We start from the raw sequence: 14,807 nt of genomic DNA on the forward strand, positions 1-14,807 counted from the left end.
CTTTAGTGCTTTCCCTTACTTATTGCAAACATCATCTTACGCTGAAAAAATTGATTATCTCAGAGGAATATATAACTCAATACTGTTAAATGATATTGTCACTAGATTGGGAAATCCAAATCCTACTATTATTGAGCGCATTGTACGAACCCTTCTCAGTAGTACAGGTAGCTTAATATCAACAAATAAGATTCGCAATACCCTTGTCAGCCAAAATGTTTCAATATCCCACAATACTTTGGAAAATTATTTGACGACTTTGACAGACAGTTTACTTTTTTATTCCGTTCCACGTTTTGATGTAAAAGGCAGAGCATTATTACAACGCTTAGAAAAATATTATCCCGTTGATTTAGGTTTACGACACCTCTTATTGCCAGACCACAAAGAAGATATTGGTCATATCTTGGAAAATATTGTTTATTTGGAATTGAGACGTAGATATTCACAAGTATATGTTGGTAATTTAGATAAATATGAGGTTGATTTTGTTGTTGTAACTGATGTTGGTCACTACGCTTATTATCAGGTCAATGAAACAACACTTGCTCCAGAAACACTAGAAAGAGAACTTAGACCACTAGAAGCCATTAAAGATCAATTCCCAAAATATCTATTAACAATGGATACAATTCAGCCAACAGCAAATTACAATGGAATTGAGAAGAAAAATATCATAGATTGGTTACTAGAAAAGTAAATAAGTATAAATCATATAGCTAACTAGATTTGCAACAGTCTGTTATCAATGATTCTCCCTAAAACCTAACAAGATATAGTGAATTTAGAACACACTATCTAATGGGATAAAGTGGAATCTATAACTTCTGGAAGAACTATTATTACTCATAATGACGAATCTCCATTGAATTTTAATAACGATTTAATAATCAAACAGACTATAAAGAGACTGAGCAATCAGGCTTTAAAATCAGAAAAACGCATAATATCAAGGATTGAATGAACAACCTTGATATTATGCGTTTTATTATGGAAATATTTGCTTCATTTTCTCCGCAAATAGAGTTTTTGCTATCCTATTTTCTCTATTTTTAATGACTTACTTCAACTTCATACCTCTTGGAAAAAACAACAAAAATACGAACTAGCACAGTTCGGTATCATCAGCAATCCAGAACAATTTGTCTTTACCTATATAGATACAAAGGAAAACATAAACAAACCTCTCCACTCTGATTACCTAAATAACAAAATGAAAAGCATTCGAAAACGTCACAAAGAGTTAGCACACGCTACACCTCATAAATTACGACATACAGGGTCAACGGCTGGAACATCTATTGAAGCTATTTCTGAGGCTCTAACACATAGTGAGACAGGCACAACTCAAATTTATGTCAACACTTCAAATGTCATTCCAATGGCTGTTGGAGAGATTGCTTATCGCAATCTTAAAAAGTAATGGTGTGAATTTTGCTAAAAATCATCAAAAAAACACCCCATGGTGTGAACCATGAAGTGTTGTAAATGCTGTATTGTAGCTGGTTCTTAACGTTTTGAGAATTGTGATGCTTTACGAGCTTTCTTAAGACCTGGTTTGGAAAGTATGAGTTTCAGTTGGACTAAAAATAGCGTAATATCAAGGTTTTTATGAACGATATTTACTGATTGATTTCATAAAATTTGAATCAATATTTCTTAAATAGGGGAATAGTTCGGTTCTGTAAGTATTAATATAATACACCTACAAAGCTTATTATATCAGATTTTCCCCAGTTTTAGAAAAATAGGTAGAGAAAAAAACAACATCTGGATTTTCCAAAAAATCTTGACAAAGTCCTCATATAACCGTTTCTGCATTTTATTATATCATTTTTGACTTAGAAAATAATATATAATAGAAGATGATTCGTCTTTTTAAACGGACTTATCAAAAACTGGAATTCTATCAATATTTTGGACACATTTTGGGAGGAAAATTTGAAGGCTAGCGCCCTTCGGTTGCTGGACCCCTTCTACGACCAATTCTCTGTACTCTACAGGGGACTGGTCATTCAATTTTTGTTGAATTCTAGTTTCATTATAAAATATGATGTAATTTTTGACAATATCTGTTATACTATCTCCAGTTATGTTTCTTCACTTATGGAGATAGAAGGTTTCAGACTTTAGGACGGAATGAAACCATTCGATACAGGCATTATCTGCTGGTGTTCCCTTACGGGACATGGAGCGGGTGATGCCTTTTTCTACACAAGCCTGATAGTAAGCTTTTGAGGTGTAAACCGATCCCTGATCACTGTGTAAGATCGCTCCTTGAGGTAATTCCAATTGATGGAGCGTGTCCAACACAAAGTCCGTATCCTGACAATCTGAGATGGTATAAGCCACAATCTCACGATTATAAAGATCCATGATGGAGGACAAGTATAGCTTACATTTACCTAAGTATAAATAAGTAATATCTGTGACAAGCTTCTCCATAGGCTTGTCTGCTTGAAAATCACGATCCAGCTTATTGTCTGTTACATGGTAAGGCTTCCCTAATTTAGGTTCCTTCTTGGGACGGGCACGGCAAAGGTAGCCCTTTTCCTTCATGATACGATAGACCTTCTTGCGATTAACGACGAGGTTATAAACTTTCTTTAGTAAGCGAGTGATGGTTCGATAGCCGTAAATAAAGTGATTTTCTATACAGAGTTGTTCGATTTTATCTGCTATTTCGCCTCTTTTCTGAGAATTCTTACACTCCTGTTTCCAGCGATAAAAGGTGGAGCGTTTGACGCCGAAACATTCTAAAATAATAGATACAGGGAACGTTTTCTTATACTCTTCTACTAGCTTGATAAGACTTACTTTGTCGATTCTCTTATCAAGCTCTGATACTTTTTTAGTAATTCTACCTGCAATCGTAACTGTTCCACTTCAGATAACTGTTTCATCCCATTACCATAAGTATATTGTTTCCCCACGGGTTGGTGGAAACGGTACAATTCATCATTCTGATACCATCGCTACCAGGTCTTGGCCTGACTAGCATTTTTGATGCTGAGGGTATCCATGATAACTTTATTTGATTTGCCTGCCTTCTTCATTTCGATACAGGCTAGCTTAGTTTCTACTGAATATGCTTTTTGACCATAACAAAACACCCCTGTTTCTAGTTTACCACAACAGGAGTGTTTTCTTGTGTCTCATTTTATGGGTGCAGTGCCGACCCTAGGGATTCTTTCGTTCTCATATATACGTCATTAGTATAGGCTAATTTGATTTAAATTGCAAGAGAAATAACATTTTACATAAAAATCGGTGGGTATTTTACAATTTTTGCATATAATAGAGCTAAAAAGCAACTGGTTTTAAGAATTCTTATCTAAAACATTCGAAAATTCCCCTTAACCGTAGCGGAAAGTTGTTTTCTTTGCCCTATTATAATATACTATTACTTACATTAGATGAAAAGGTGACTCTATGACTATAAATCAACTGCTTCAAAAGCTGGAGCCTACTAGCCCTATCCTTCAAGCTAACTTTGGAATTGAACGCGAAAGTCTTCGTGTCTATAGACAGGGAAAATTAGCACATACGCCTCACCCTTCCTGCCTAGGAGCTCGAAGTTTCCACCCTTATATTCAAACAGATTTTTGTGAGTTTCAGATGGAACTCATCACACCAGTTGCTAAATCTACCACTGAGGCTCGTCGATTTCTTGGAGCCATTACCGATGTAGCTGGACGTTCCATCAGTAAAGATGAACTTCTCTGGCCCTTGTCCATGCCTCCTCGTATCAACGCCCAAGAAATCCAAGTTGCCCAACTGGAAAATGAATTTGAACGCCATTATCGTAACTACCTAGCCGAAAAATACGGAACTAAACTACAAGCTATCTCAGGTATCCACTATAATATGGAACTAGGGAAAGATTTGGTTGAAGCCCTATTCCAAGAAAGTGACCAGATTGATATAATTGCTTTCAAAAACGCCCTCTATCTCAAGCTGGCTCAGAACTATTTGCGCTATCGTTGGGTGATTACCTATCTCTTTGGTGCTGCACCTGTTGCTGAGCAAGGCTTCTTCGACCAAGAAGTGCCAGAACTCGTGCGATCCTTCCGAAACAGCGACCATGGTTATGTCAATAAGGAAGAAATACAAGTATCTTTTGCAAGCCTAGAAGACTATGTCTCTGCCATCGAAAACTATATCGAACAAGGTGATTTGATTGCGGAAAAGGAATTTTACTCGGCTGTTCGTTTCCGTGGACAAAAGGTTAATCGCTCCTTCCTTGACAAGGGAATCACCTACCTAGAATTCCGTAACTTCGACCTCAACCCCTTTGAGCGTATCGGTATTAGCCAAACTACCATGGATACCGTACACCTACTCCTTCTAGCCTTCCTCTGGCTGGATACCCCTAAAAATGTTGATCAGGCTCTGGCTCAAGGTCACGCGCTGAATGAAAAAATTGCCCTCTCTCATCCTTTAGAACCTCTACCTTCTGAAGCTGAAACTCAGAACATTACGACAGCTCTAGACCAACTGGTGCAACATTTTGGGCTTGGTGACTATCATCAAGGTCTGGTCAAACAAGTTAAAGATGCCTTTGCAGATTCCAGTCAGACACTAGCTGCTCAACTTCTTCCTCATATCAAAGACAAGTCCCTTTCTGACTTTGCCCTTGACAAGGCACTTGCCTATCATGATTACGACTGGACTGCCCACTATGCCCTTAAGGGTTATGAGGAGATGGAACTTTCTACCCAGATGCTGCTCTTTGATGCCATTCAAAAAGGGCTTCATTTTGAAATCCTAGATGAGCAGGATCAATTCCTTAAACTCTGGCATAAAGATCATGTTGAGTACGTCAAAAATGGTAACATGACCTCAAAAGACAACTATGTAGTTCCTCTTGCCATGGCTAATAAAACCGTGACCAAAAAGATCCTGGCTGAGGCTGGCTTCCCTGTCCCTGCCGGCGACGAATTTACCAGTCTAGAACAAGGTCTAGCCTACTATCCTCTTATCAAGAGCAAGCAAATTGTGGTTAAACCAAAATCAACCAACTTCGGTCTGGGCATTTCCATTTTCCAAGAACCTGCCAGCCTTGATAACTATAAGAAAGCTCTCGAGATTGCCTTTGCAGAAGATACAGCTGTTCTTGTTGAAGAATTTATCCCAGGAACCGAATACCGTTTCTTCATTCTGGACGGGCGTTGTGAGGCTGTCCTCCTTCGTGTCGCTGCTAATGTTGTCGGTGATGGCAAACACACCATTCGTGAATTAGTCGCTCAGAAAAATGCCAATCCATTGCGAGGCCGTGACCACCGCTCACCTCTGGAAATCATTAAGCTAGGAGACATCGAACAATTGATGTTGACTCAGCAAGGTTATGCACCTGATGATATTCTCCCAGAAGGGAAAAAGGTCAATCTCCGCCGTAACTCCAACATCTCTACGGGTGGTGACTCTATTGATGTCACTGAGACAATAGATTCCTCTTACCAAGAATTGGCAGCAGCTATGGCAACTAGCATGGGGGCCTGGGCTTGCGGGGTTGACCTCATCATTCCAGATAGAACTCAGCCTGCTAGCAAGGAAAAACCTCATTGCACTTGTATCGAGCTCAACTTCAATCCCTCTATGTATATTCACACCTATTGTGCTGAAGGTCCTGGACAAGCTATCACTCCAAAAATCCTAGACAAGCTTTTTCCAGAAGTTGCCACAAGTCAAACCTAAAACCTAATTCTTAGGAACAAACAAATCACCTTTATCTCGATGATATGATACCTCTTAAGTAGACAAGGTAAATACCTAATATCTACGGCTCTTTGTCAACTGTAGTGGGTTGAAGAAAAGCTAAGCTCGAGAAAGGACAAATTTCGTCCTTTCTTTTTTGATATTCAGAGCGATGAAAATTCGCTTCTTGAAGTTTTCAAAGTTCCGAAAACCAAAGGCATTGCGTGTGATAAGTTTGATGAGATTATTAGTCGCTTCCAATTTTGCGTTGGAATAGGATAACTGAAGGGCATTGATGATTTTCCCTTTGTCCTTTAGAAATGTTTTAAAGACAGTCTGAAAAAGAGAATGAACCTTCTTTATATTGTCTTCAATGAGTCCAAAAAATTTCTCTGGTTCCTTATTCTGAAAGTGAAAAAGTAAGAGCTGATAGAGATTATAGTGGTATTTCAAGTCTTCTGAATAGCTCAAAAGCTTGTCTAGGATTTCTTTATTGCCTAAATTGTCAAATTAAGTTAGACTTTTCAAGTAACTCAGAAAAACTTGGTAGAGTGATTGAAATAGTTCTATATGGTAATTCATAGACTACCCTCTGTTCAACTATTCCCCCTTCATCTGTAACAAAAAAATATTTCTCATGATGTCGCCAAATATGTTGTCCATAACCTTTTATTTCCTCAAACTTACTAACTCCTTCCCAGCCTAGTTTACTATATTCCATGTATGTTCTCCGATCTTTTCACTAATATCTTACATTACACCTTCAGGAATATCTCCTGTTGATCATTGTAACTATCTAGTTGACTGTTATACCAAACCCTGGAATTCTGTCAATATCTTCTTTTCCCTATTTTGATTTATTTCTCAGCTATATGGTATATTAGGATACTTTGAATTCACCTTAAACAAAAAAATGCACAAGTTAATTACAACCTGCACATCTTTTTAATTTTATATTTAAAAGAGACTATAAATCAACTTTCCGAAAAATAATGATTTTCCCGAAAGAAATAGATCAACCTAAAAAATCACTGTCTTACTTATGTAATGTTTCTTTAATATAATATAGAAATAAAAAGTATGTAAATGAAAAGATTTATCACATTACTTTTAGTGTCTCTATCTACAATTTTATTAATTGCATGTTCTAACCAATCAAGCAATTCTTTAGATGGCGAATACCGTTGAATAAACGAGAGTAGAAATGAAGTTGCCTTTACCATTTCAGGTAACAAAGGAAATAGCAACAAAGGAGAGGCCGACACCTTTACAATTGATAAAGATAGTGCAACAATCGAACTGACTGGCTCTAATATCATAAACCGAAAAGAGAATTATACCTTCAAGGATGATGTATTCACTGTAGATATTTCAGGAACAAAGCAGGAGTATTACAAAAAGGATAGTGAAGAAATACAGCGACAAGTAAAACACTCAAACTATTTGATATTCTTTATACAATAAAAACGCTTTTGTACTGACCCCAAAAGTTAGATTTTTTCTGTCTAACTTTTGGGGGTCAGTACACACCCGCATAGCGGGTATTTTTTTGTCTCGCACCTAGCGGAGTGAGACAGACTAATAGTCACATAATAAAAAATTTACTTAAAGTCAGATTTTAAATACTGTAGAATAGTTCTTTCTAAAACTTACTCCCAATTTTTTTTGCTCGTATAATTCATCAGGGGTTTGGGGATTCCCCAAAATTCAAATCATCCCAAAAAATACATACACTTTGTGTATACAAATTTTGAGATGATTTTGGGAGTGTGTGTATACAGACTCTGAGCTCGCAAAGTCATATTATGATAAATCTTTCCTTCTCGATAAAATAATTCCAAAAATCGATTTGACTGTCATTTGTGTGTACAAATATTTTAAGAAGATATATAAAAAACGCTGCAAAATTTTTAACAGCGTTTCCTTATTTTAAAATTCTCATATGTCTTTCTTTTTTATGGTTAGCATCGTAGTATTCCAGCATCGCATGATACAAACGAGCCTTCGTTTTATCTTGTTGTTTAATCCCATGAAGAAATAATTCTGCTCGCTTTAATTTCAATATGTATTCGCATATCTGATCAAAATCCTTATCCATATTACTTTTGAAAATAAACATCTTTTTCCTCCATCACATCAACTATTTTTTGCATCAAAATAGACATATCCATTTTGTTTTCATAGCTTATTCTCCCAACTACAGTTGCAAGACGGGCTATAGAATTGATATTCTTTCCTACCTGTTCCAACTCTTCTGTCAAAGGAACTAACGCTTCAAAAGAGACTTTGTGAATGTTCAAATCTGTTCGGATTAATTTTTTTCTAGCAAACTCAGAAAAATTATGAATATTTTCCTTCCTCATACAATCATTTAATTTTTTATTTTCTTCTTCTGTCAAAAATACCTGTTTCAACACCGATTTTATTCTCATAATCTTATCACCTCGTTTTCTTATTTAGTCGTTTCACAAGTTCTTTCACTTGTTTGCTTGTCTTCTTTTCATATCCTATCATCAGCTCAACACAGCAGTGAAATATCCTTACATTATCGAAATCTTCACTTTGTTCCGCTATTCTTTCTAACTGACGTAAGTTATTGATAATTCTTCTAACTTGAAATATAAAGTCATGATAAGATTCAAAATCAAATTGAAGATAAATAGGCGAACTCTTAAACAACATTTTCCTAGCATAAGAGGAAAAATTTAGATGGTTTGTCATTTCAATCAAGTTATTCACTATTTCATTCTGCTCTTCAGTGATATAACATTTCTTTAGAACAGTCCTATATCTACTCATTTATCATATACTTCTTTCGGGCATTTTCATGGGCAATAGCTTTGCACTCCAGCATACGTTCCTGCTTTAAATTCTCCATAGACTTAAATAAATACGCTAACGGAGAAGTCGCATCCTCAGGAATCCGTTCAATCATGCTAATAACTTCATCACTAGTTACATACCCACTAGCCAAATACTCGCCTATCTTCATCTTCTGAGCATGTGTTAAAGTGTAATTGTTAGGATACAAAAATCTATCATTGTACTTATAAGAAATGGATTCTAACAAAGAATAATATTTAGGCAGAATATAAGTTTCAGGCTTTCTAGAACTATTATCCAGTATATTCTCAATCTCTTTCTGATTCTTACTCTTGTTCTTAATCTCTTGCGTTACATTCTCATTTTCATCCGTTACTGTAACGTTACAGTCTAAAACGAGTTGTTGCTCGCCTGTAATTAGTGCTTTCTGTTTTTGTCTATGACGAGCAACACGTTCCCTAGTTTGTTTTCTAATCTTTTCTAAGCCATCTATATTCTGATGTTTCTCCCATTTTGGAATGGTAATAGCGCCATCAATGATTTCTATCATACCAAATTCTTCAAACATGCTAAGAGCTAATTTTACAGATGTCACTTTTCGTCTAAACACTGTTGAAAGCATCTCTTCTGTGTAATATACCTTGTTTCCTAGACTCAGTATGCCACTATTATTTTGCTTTCCTGCAAGTACCAGAATTTTGAACCATATTACAATAAGTGTATCTCCTTCTGGCATCGATTCTATCAACTGAATTTTTTCATCATCAAATATATCTGTTGTTATCTTGATCTACTGAACACCATTCATACGAGTACCTATCTTTCATATTGCTTCAACCATCTTGTTACTGCTCTTTTATCGTATAAAGTCACTCCATCAATCACCATGGTTGGCATTCCTTCTTTCGTCCATTTTTGGATTGTAGTCGTAGATACATCTAACCACCTAGATAGACCTGACATACGAACCATGGGTTTATAAAGTTCTTTATCTTCAAATACTCTTGCCACAGCATTTGAAATCATCTCATCATAATGAGCACGTAATTGATTCTCTAATTCTTTAGGAAGCTGGACAACTAAAGTAGTTTCCGACATAAATTCACACCTCATTTCTAAATTAAATAAGCTCCGAAACTATTTAATTTGTTATTCATTTCGAATTATATATCCTTTTTGAATTTTTGTCAAGCTTTTTTATTCAAAAAGAATAAAATGTGTTATAATGATAAAAAGGAGGTTCTTATGACCAATCATATTACTAAACTGATAGAAAATAGCGGAAAAAAATTGACAGAAATTAGCGAAGCTACAAATATAGCCTATCCTACACTTTCTGGATACAATCAAGGAATCCGCAAACCTAAAAAAAATAATGCTGAAAAATTAGCAAAATACTTTAATGTTTCCGTCGCTTACATTATGGGGCTTGATAGCAACCCACACGCTCCATCAAATCTTAAAATTGTTACAGACAGTTTCAAAACATCTAAAATTGGTTCTGTGACACCTTTTAAAAGCGATATGGAGAAGTTAAAGAAAAGTATCGAATTTGGCGAAAGGGCATTAACACTACCACTTGATGATAGTTTTTCAGATGAATTTCGTCATATATTCTCAGAATACCTAGCTGAGAAAAACAAACGTTTTATGTCTGAGTTTATAGACTATATGAATCACCAAAATAAAGATTCTAAAGTTTGGCAGAGCTGGATTAAAACAGACGAATACGCTATTCGCCAAGAAGATAGAAAAAATAGATAGACACTCATTTCTCAATTACATAAGCTCCGAAAACTTAGATACGGAGAAAAAATGTCTATACACAAATACAAAACAAAAAAAGGAATCCTATACTATGTCAGCTTTTACATTGGCTTAGATGCTTATGGAAAGAAAAAAAGGCACTTAAAGAGAGGATTCAAAACCAAAAAAGAGGCAAAATTGTACGAAGCTCGTTTAGAAGCTGGTGTCGTCGCCCCCACAGTAAATACCGACAAAACTAACCCCAAAGTCACTTATAAAGAACTGTATCAAGAATGGTTTAAGGCCTATGTTGGTACCGTTGAAGAAACAACTTCTTCCCAAACAAAGAATATCTATCGAATACATATTCTACTAATATTTGGCGATAAATTTATTGACCAAGTCAGTCCTTTAGATTGTCAAAATTTTATCACACAAAAATCTCAGACTTTCAAAAATATCAAACAGATAAAATCCTATACCTCAAAAATTTTTGATTTTGCAATCAACATGAACTACATTGATCGAAATCCAATGAAGAATGTTATCATGCCTAAAATCAAAAAAACTAGATCAGATAATTTTTGGTCTCTGGAGGAATTACATCATTTCCTTGATATAGTGAAAGAAACTGAGCCATTTAAACATTTTGCTTTATTTAGACTGCTTGCATTTAGTGGACTACGAAAAGGGGAGTTATACGCTTTAAATTGGGCTGATATTAACTTTGACAGCAATCTATTGAACATAGATAAAAGTCTAGGAAGAATTGACGGTAAAGCGATTGAAAAGAGCACAAAGAATGAATCTTCAGTTCGTACAATCTATCTTGATGATGAGACAATCGATATTATTAAGCAATGGAGAAATTTCTATCTGAAAGAACAATCTCAGTTTCCTCTTACAAAGCTGAATATTAGTAACGAATATATGTTCTATTACATATCAAGTAATGACAAAATTGAACCTTTGCATGCTGATTACATTAATAACGTACTGAATCGAATTATTAAAAAGCATAAATTAAAACCAATTAGCCCACATGGGTTTAGACATACACATGCAACACTTATGTCTGAAATTGGAATCGATCCTTCTAATACATCAAAACGTCTCGGTCATGCAAGCAGTCAGATGACATTAGATGTCTATACTCACACCACAAAAACTGGTGAGAAAAACTCTATTGACAAATTTGCAGATTATCTCAATAAAGCAAAATAGAATTATGATTTTTAAAATTTTGAAGAGGTTATCAGAAGGTTATCACAAAGCTATTCTAGCTCAAAAATCGACAAAAAAGCACTTTGCAAAATCTTTGCAAAGTGCTTTGAAACGTTGATATAATCGTATTGATTAACGTTTTGAGAATTGTGATGCTTTACGAGCTTTCTTAAGACCTGGTTTCTTACGTTCAACTTTACGTGAGTCACGTGTAAGAAGTCCTGCGCGTTTCAATGAATCGCGGAAGTCTGGGTCTACTTGAAGAAGGGCACGAGCGATACCGTGACGGATAGCTCCTGATTGACCAGCGTATCCACCACCTACAACGTTAACGAAAACGTCGTATGAACCTGCAGTTGAAGTAACTGCGAATGGTTGGTTGATTACAAGACGAAGGTCAGCGTGTGGGATGTACTCTTCAACATCTTTTTTGTTAACAGTGATTTTACCAGTTCCTGGAACAAGGCGAACGCGTGCAACAGCGTTTTTACGACGTCCAGTACCTGCATATTGTGCTTGTGACATACTTTATTGTTCCTTTCCTTAGATAAGTCCTGAAATGTCAAGAACTTCTGGTTGTTGTGCAGCGTGAGTGTGCTCAGCTCCAACAAATACTTTCAACTTCATACCTTGAGCGCGTCCAAGTGTATTGTGTGGAAGCATACCTTTAACTGATTTCTCGATCAAACGTACTGCATTTTTAGAACGAAGTTCACCTGCAGAGATTTGTTTCAATCCACCTGGGTGGTTTGAGTGAGTGTAGTAGATTTTATCAGTTGCTTTTTTACCAGTCAATTTAACTTTTTCAGCATTGATAACAATCACAAAGTCACCTGTATCAGTGTGTGGTGTAAATGTTGGTTTGTTTTTTCCGCGAAGTACGCTAGCAACTACTGCAGAAAGACGTCCAAGTGGTACATCAGTTGCGTCAACTACGTACCATTTACGTTCAACTTGGCCTGGTTTAGCCATAAATGTTGTTTTGTTCATGATTTCTCCTATATATAGTTCGATTTTTGTTTACGGTGATGGGTGTTCCTTCCCATCGAAAAGTATTTGGAAGGTTCCGGGGCCTTTCAAATGGGGTAAACAATACCGCCTACTATAATACCAAATTTCACCCCTAAAAGTCAATAGATATGAAAAATATTTTTCTGAATTCCACTCTTTTTATCTCTAAAAAACCTCGCTTTCGCGAGGCTCTTCTATTTATAAGATAAGGCACGTTTAAAGGTTTTCCAAGGACCTAAATCATCTGTTTGCAGAACGAGACTAGCATACATGCGTCCGATAAAGACTGTTGCAGTTACTGCAAAAGCAATCGTAATAGCAAGTGAAATCCAAGCTTCTAACCCATTTGCATAGCCATTAATAGCTCTAAATGGCATGAAGAAAGTCGAAATAAAGGGAATATATGAACCAATCTTCAAGATGAGATTGTCACCAGCTGCACCTAGAGCTGTCACTCCAAAAAAACCACCTATAATCAAAATCATCAAAGGCGACAAGGCTTTTCCTGAGTCCTCAGGACGAGAAACCATAGAACCTAGGAAGGCTGCTAAAACAACGTACATAAAGAGGCTAACCAAGACAAACAATAAGGTGTTGAGCGAGAAAGCCTCTCCTATATGGTTTAAAATACCAGATTGTGCCAAGATTGGTAGGTCTTTAAAGAGAAGAATGGCAGCAAGTCCACCCACGACGTAAATGCCAATATGGGTCAAAATCACAAGAAGCAGAGCTAGCATGCGAGCGTAGAAATAATGACTAGCTCGGATACTAGAGAAGACCACCTCCATAATTTTGGTTCCTTTCTCGCTAGCCACTTCCTGAGCAGTGACACTAGCATAGGTAATCAAAATCATATAAAGGAATAAACCAAGCCCTGCGGCCGCAAAGGTTTGAATCATTTTTTTATTTTCCTTGGATTCATCAATTTTCTCCGTAAAGTTAACTGTTTGTTCCAAGCGTTTTTCCTGTTCTTGTGACAAATTGGCTGCCGAACGATTGAGTTGGTATTGCAGTTCGTTGAGCTTATTGGTTACTGCTAGCTTGATGCCTGTTTCAAGAGAAGTTTCACCATGATAGACGGCCTTGAGGACGCTGTCCTCTTGGTCAATGGTTAGGTAACCCTTGATTTTCTCATCTTTGATAGCAGCTTGGGCACTGGCTTCATCCTTATAATCAAAGTTGATACCATTGGTACCCTTGAGCCCATCTTCCACAGATGGCACAGTTGTTACTACTGCTATCTTACTATTCTTGGCCATAGAAGACCCTTGGAGATAGCCAATTCCTACAGATAAGGCTAAAAAGAGGAACGGCGAAATCACCATAAAGAAGAAACTCCACGATTTGACATGTCGAAGATAGGTTTCTTTCATTACAACCCACATATTGCTCATACTTCCACCCCTGATTCTAGTTTAAAGATTTCATCGATTGTTGGCGCTTGCTGGTCAAAGGTTGCGATGTATTGCCCCTGAGTCAAGATTGGGAAGAGTTCCCTTCCAGCGCTCTCATCCTCTAAGATCAATTTCCAACTACCTTGTTTGGTCAAGCTCACCTGTTTGACATGAGGAAGGTTTTCCAATTCTTCCTTGCTTCGTTCACTTGAAACAAAGAGACGCGTTTTCCCGTATTGATTGCGAACATCCTGAACTGGTCCATGCAAGACTACACGGCCATCTCGAATCATCAGAATATCATCACAAAGCTCCTCGACGTTGGTCATGACATGATCAGAAAAGATAATGGTTGCCCCACGTTCTTTTTCTTGAAAAATGACTTGCTTGAGCAACTCTGTATTGACTGGGTCCAATCCACTGAAAGGCTCATCCAAGATAATCAAGTCTGGCTCATGAATCAGAGTAATGATGAGCTGAATCTTCTGCTGATTTCCTTTTGACAGACTCTTGATTTTATCTGTCAGCTTCCCCTTCACTTCCAACCTCTTCATCCATTGAGGGAGTTTTTCCTTGACCTCCTTGGCATCCATGCCTTTTAGAGTCGCCAAGTAGCGAACTTGCTCAAGAACGGTCAATTTAGGCATGAGACTGCGTTCTTCAGGCAGATAGCCAATCCGAGCGTAGGTTTCCTGACGAATATTCTGACCATCTAGACTAATTTCTCCTTGATATTCTAAAAACTTCAAAATACTGTGGAAAATTGTTGTCTTCCCAGCACCGTTTTTCCCGACTAATCCCAAAATACGACCTGGTCGCGCTTGAAAGTCAATACCAAACAAAACTTGCTTGGGTCCAAAACTCTTCTCTAGACTTCTTACTTCTAGCATCTTTCACCTCCGAAATATCTTG

General features: G+C 36.9%; 14 protein-coding genes and 3 pseudogenes. 6 read left to right on the plus strand and 11 right to left on the minus strand.

What is annotated here, in order from left to right; all coding sequences use genetic code 11:
- The coding region (locus CJ239_RS03640) for an ATP-binding protein (protein WP_142366992.1) at nucleotides 1–700 on the plus strand (700 nt) is incomplete at its 5' end.
- Between the two features lie 339 nt (nucleotides 701–1,039).
- Complete coding sequence (locus CJ239_RS03645; protein WP_180958205.1) at nucleotides 1,040–1,423, plus strand: tyrosine-type recombinase/integrase; 384 nt, start codon at nucleotides 1,040–1,042, stop codon at nucleotides 1,421–1,423.
- 563 nt (nucleotides 1,424–1,986) lie between these two features.
- Here the strand turns inward: CJ239_RS03645 and CJ239_RS03655 are convergent.
- Nucleotides 1,987–3,056 (minus strand): annotated as a pseudogene (locus CJ239_RS03655) (IS3 family transposase); the annotation flags it as partial.
- A gap of 376 nt (nucleotides 3,057–3,432) precedes the next feature.
- Between CJ239_RS03655 and gshAB the strand changes: the two are divergent.
- Nucleotides 3,433–5,697 (plus strand): bifunctional glutamate--cysteine ligase GshA/glutathione synthetase GshB, encoded by a 2,265-nt coding sequence (gene gshAB / locus CJ239_RS03660; RefSeq protein ID WP_102210590.1) that lies wholly within the window; start codon nucleotides 3,433–3,435, stop codon nucleotides 5,695–5,697.
- Between the two features lie 120 nt (nucleotides 5,698–5,817).
- On the opposite strand, the pseudogene CJ239_RS03665 reads toward gshAB, so the two are convergent.
- Both CJ239_RS03665 and CJ239_RS03670 read right to left on the minus strand, forming a co-directional pair.
- Nucleotides 5,818–6,201, minus strand: a pseudogene (locus tag CJ239_RS03665) (transposase); the annotation flags it as partial.
- Nucleotide 6,202: 1 nt separating this feature from the next.
- Nucleotides 6,203–6,418: a hypothetical protein gene (locus CJ239_RS03670; protein ID WP_102210591.1), complete on the minus strand. Its 216-nt coding sequence runs from the start codon at nucleotides 6,416–6,418 to the stop codon at nucleotides 6,203–6,205.
- Nucleotides 6,419–6,783: 365 nt separating this feature from the next.
- On the opposite strand from CJ239_RS03670, the pseudogene CJ239_RS12365 reads away from it, so the two are divergent.
- Nucleotides 6,784–7,161: pseudogene (locus CJ239_RS12365) on the plus strand (hypothetical protein).
- Between the two features lie 460 nt (nucleotides 7,162–7,621).
- On the opposite strand, the gene CJ239_RS03680 reads toward CJ239_RS12365, so the two are convergent.
- The 4 genes from CJ239_RS03680 to CJ239_RS03700 all read right to left on the minus strand — a co-directional run bounded on the left by CJ239_RS03680 (nucleotide 7,622) and on the right by CJ239_RS03700 (nucleotide 9,618).
- The gene (locus CJ239_RS03680) at nucleotides 7,622–7,816 is read right to left on the minus strand and encodes a hypothetical protein (protein ID WP_000469564.1); all 195 of its coding nucleotides are present in this window, start codon (nucleotides 7,814–7,816) and stop codon (nucleotides 7,622–7,624) included.
- Complete coding sequence (locus tag CJ239_RS03685; protein WP_049531919.1) at nucleotides 7,797–8,129, minus strand: hypothetical protein; 333 nt, start codon at nucleotides 8,127–8,129, stop codon at nucleotides 7,797–7,799. Before CJ239_RS03685 ends, CJ239_RS03680 begins: the two co-directional genes overlap by 20 nt.
- 359 nt (nucleotides 8,130–8,488) lie before the next feature.
- Nucleotides 8,489–9,310, minus strand: a complete 822-nt coding sequence (locus CJ239_RS03695) for a phage replisome organizer N-terminal domain-containing protein (RefSeq protein WP_257994413.1) — start codon at nucleotides 9,308–9,310, stop codon at nucleotides 8,489–8,491.
- Nucleotides 9,311–9,336: 26 nt separating this feature from the next.
- Nucleotides 9,337–9,618 (minus strand): DNA-binding protein, encoded by a 282-nt coding sequence (locus tag CJ239_RS03700; protein WP_049531916.1) that lies wholly within the window; start codon nucleotides 9,616–9,618, stop codon nucleotides 9,337–9,339.
- 147 nt (nucleotides 9,619–9,765) lie between these two features.
- Between CJ239_RS03700 and CJ239_RS03705 the strand changes: the two genes are divergently transcribed.
- Both CJ239_RS03705 and CJ239_RS03710 read left to right on the plus strand, forming a co-directional pair.
- Complete coding sequence (locus tag CJ239_RS03705) at nucleotides 9,766–10,284, plus strand: helix-turn-helix transcriptional regulator (RefSeq protein WP_102210592.1); 519 nt, start codon at nucleotides 9,766–9,768, stop codon at nucleotides 10,282–10,284.
- A 51-nt stretch (nucleotides 10,285–10,335) separates the two neighbouring features.
- A complete protein-coding gene (locus tag CJ239_RS03710) occupies nucleotides 10,336–11,490 on the plus strand; it encodes a site-specific integrase (protein WP_102210593.1) in 1,155 nt (384 codons plus the stop codon).
- Between the two features lie 132 nt (nucleotides 11,491–11,622).
- On the opposite strand, the gene rpsI is transcribed toward CJ239_RS03710, so the two are convergent.
- The 4 genes from rpsI to CJ239_RS03730 form a co-directional block, all read right to left on the minus strand.
- Complete coding sequence (gene rpsI / locus CJ239_RS03715) at nucleotides 11,623–12,015, minus strand: 30S ribosomal protein S9 (protein WP_000075964.1); 393 nt, start codon at nucleotides 12,013–12,015, stop codon at nucleotides 11,623–11,625.
- A gap of 18 nt (nucleotides 12,016–12,033) precedes the next feature.
- Nucleotides 12,034–12,480, minus strand: a complete 447-nt coding sequence (rplM, locus tag CJ239_RS03720) for a 50S ribosomal protein L13 (protein WP_001044624.1) — start codon at nucleotides 12,478–12,480, stop codon at nucleotides 12,034–12,036.
- A 215-nt stretch (nucleotides 12,481–12,695) separates the two neighbouring features.
- Nucleotides 12,696–13,895 carry an ABC transporter permease gene (locus CJ239_RS03725; RefSeq protein WP_102210594.1) on the minus strand — a complete coding sequence of 400 codons (1,200 nt, stop codon included), beginning with the start codon at nucleotides 13,893–13,895 and terminating at the stop codon, nucleotides 12,696–12,698.
- Nucleotides 13,892–14,785 (minus strand): ABC transporter ATP-binding protein, encoded by an 894-nt coding sequence (locus tag CJ239_RS03730; RefSeq protein ID WP_102210595.1) that lies wholly within the window; start codon nucleotides 14,783–14,785, stop codon nucleotides 13,892–13,894. Before CJ239_RS03730 ends, CJ239_RS03725 begins: the two co-directional genes overlap by 4 nt.
- Between the last annotated feature and the right edge of the window lie 22 nt (nucleotides 14,786–14,807).

The organism is Streptococcus sp. UMB0029 (assembly GCF_002871495.1).
In the GTDB taxonomy this organism is placed as follows: Bacteria; Bacillota; Bacilli; order Lactobacillales; family Streptococcaceae; genus Streptococcus.

Excerpts from the sequence above, each read along its gene's own strand:
- gshAB (WP_102210590.1), top strand. The coding sequence starts at position 3,433 with ATGACTATAAATCAACTGCTTCAAAAGCTGGAGCCTACTAGCCCTATC.
- CJ239_RS03670 (WP_102210591.1), bottom strand. The coding sequence starts at position 6,418 with ATGGAATATAGTAAACTAGGCTGGGAAGGAGTTAGTAAGTTTGAGGAA.
- CJ239_RS03680 (WP_000469564.1), bottom strand. The coding sequence starts at position 7,816 with ATGTTTATTTTCAAAAGTAATATGGATAAGGATTTTGATCAGATATGC.
- CJ239_RS03685 (WP_049531919.1), bottom strand. The coding sequence starts at position 8,129 with ATGAGAATAAAATCGGTGTTGAAACAGGTATTTTTGACAGAAGAAGAA.
- CJ239_RS03700 (WP_049531916.1), bottom strand. The coding sequence starts at position 9,618 with ATGTCGGAAACTACTTTAGTTGTCCAGCTTCCTAAAGAATTAGAGAAT.
- CJ239_RS03705 (WP_102210592.1), top strand. The coding sequence starts at position 9,766 with ATGACCAATCATATTACTAAACTGATAGAAAATAGCGGAAAAAAATTG.
- CJ239_RS03710 (WP_102210593.1), top strand. The coding sequence starts at position 10,336 with ATGTCTATACACAAATACAAAACAAAAAAAGGAATCCTATACTATGTC.
- rpsI (WP_000075964.1), bottom strand. The coding sequence starts at position 12,015 with ATGTCACAAGCACAATATGCAGGTACTGGACGTCGTAAAAACGCTGTT.
- rplM (WP_001044624.1), bottom strand. The coding sequence starts at position 12,480 with ATGAACAAAACAACATTTATGGCTAAACCAGGCCAAGTTGAACGTAAA.
- CJ239_RS03725 (WP_102210594.1), bottom strand. The coding sequence starts at position 13,895 with ATGAGCAATATGTGGGTTGTAATGAAAGAAACCTATCTTCGACATGTC.
- CJ239_RS03730 (WP_102210595.1), bottom strand. The coding sequence starts at position 14,785 with ATGCTAGAAGTAAGAAGTCTAGAGAAGAGTTTTGGACCCAAGCAAGTT.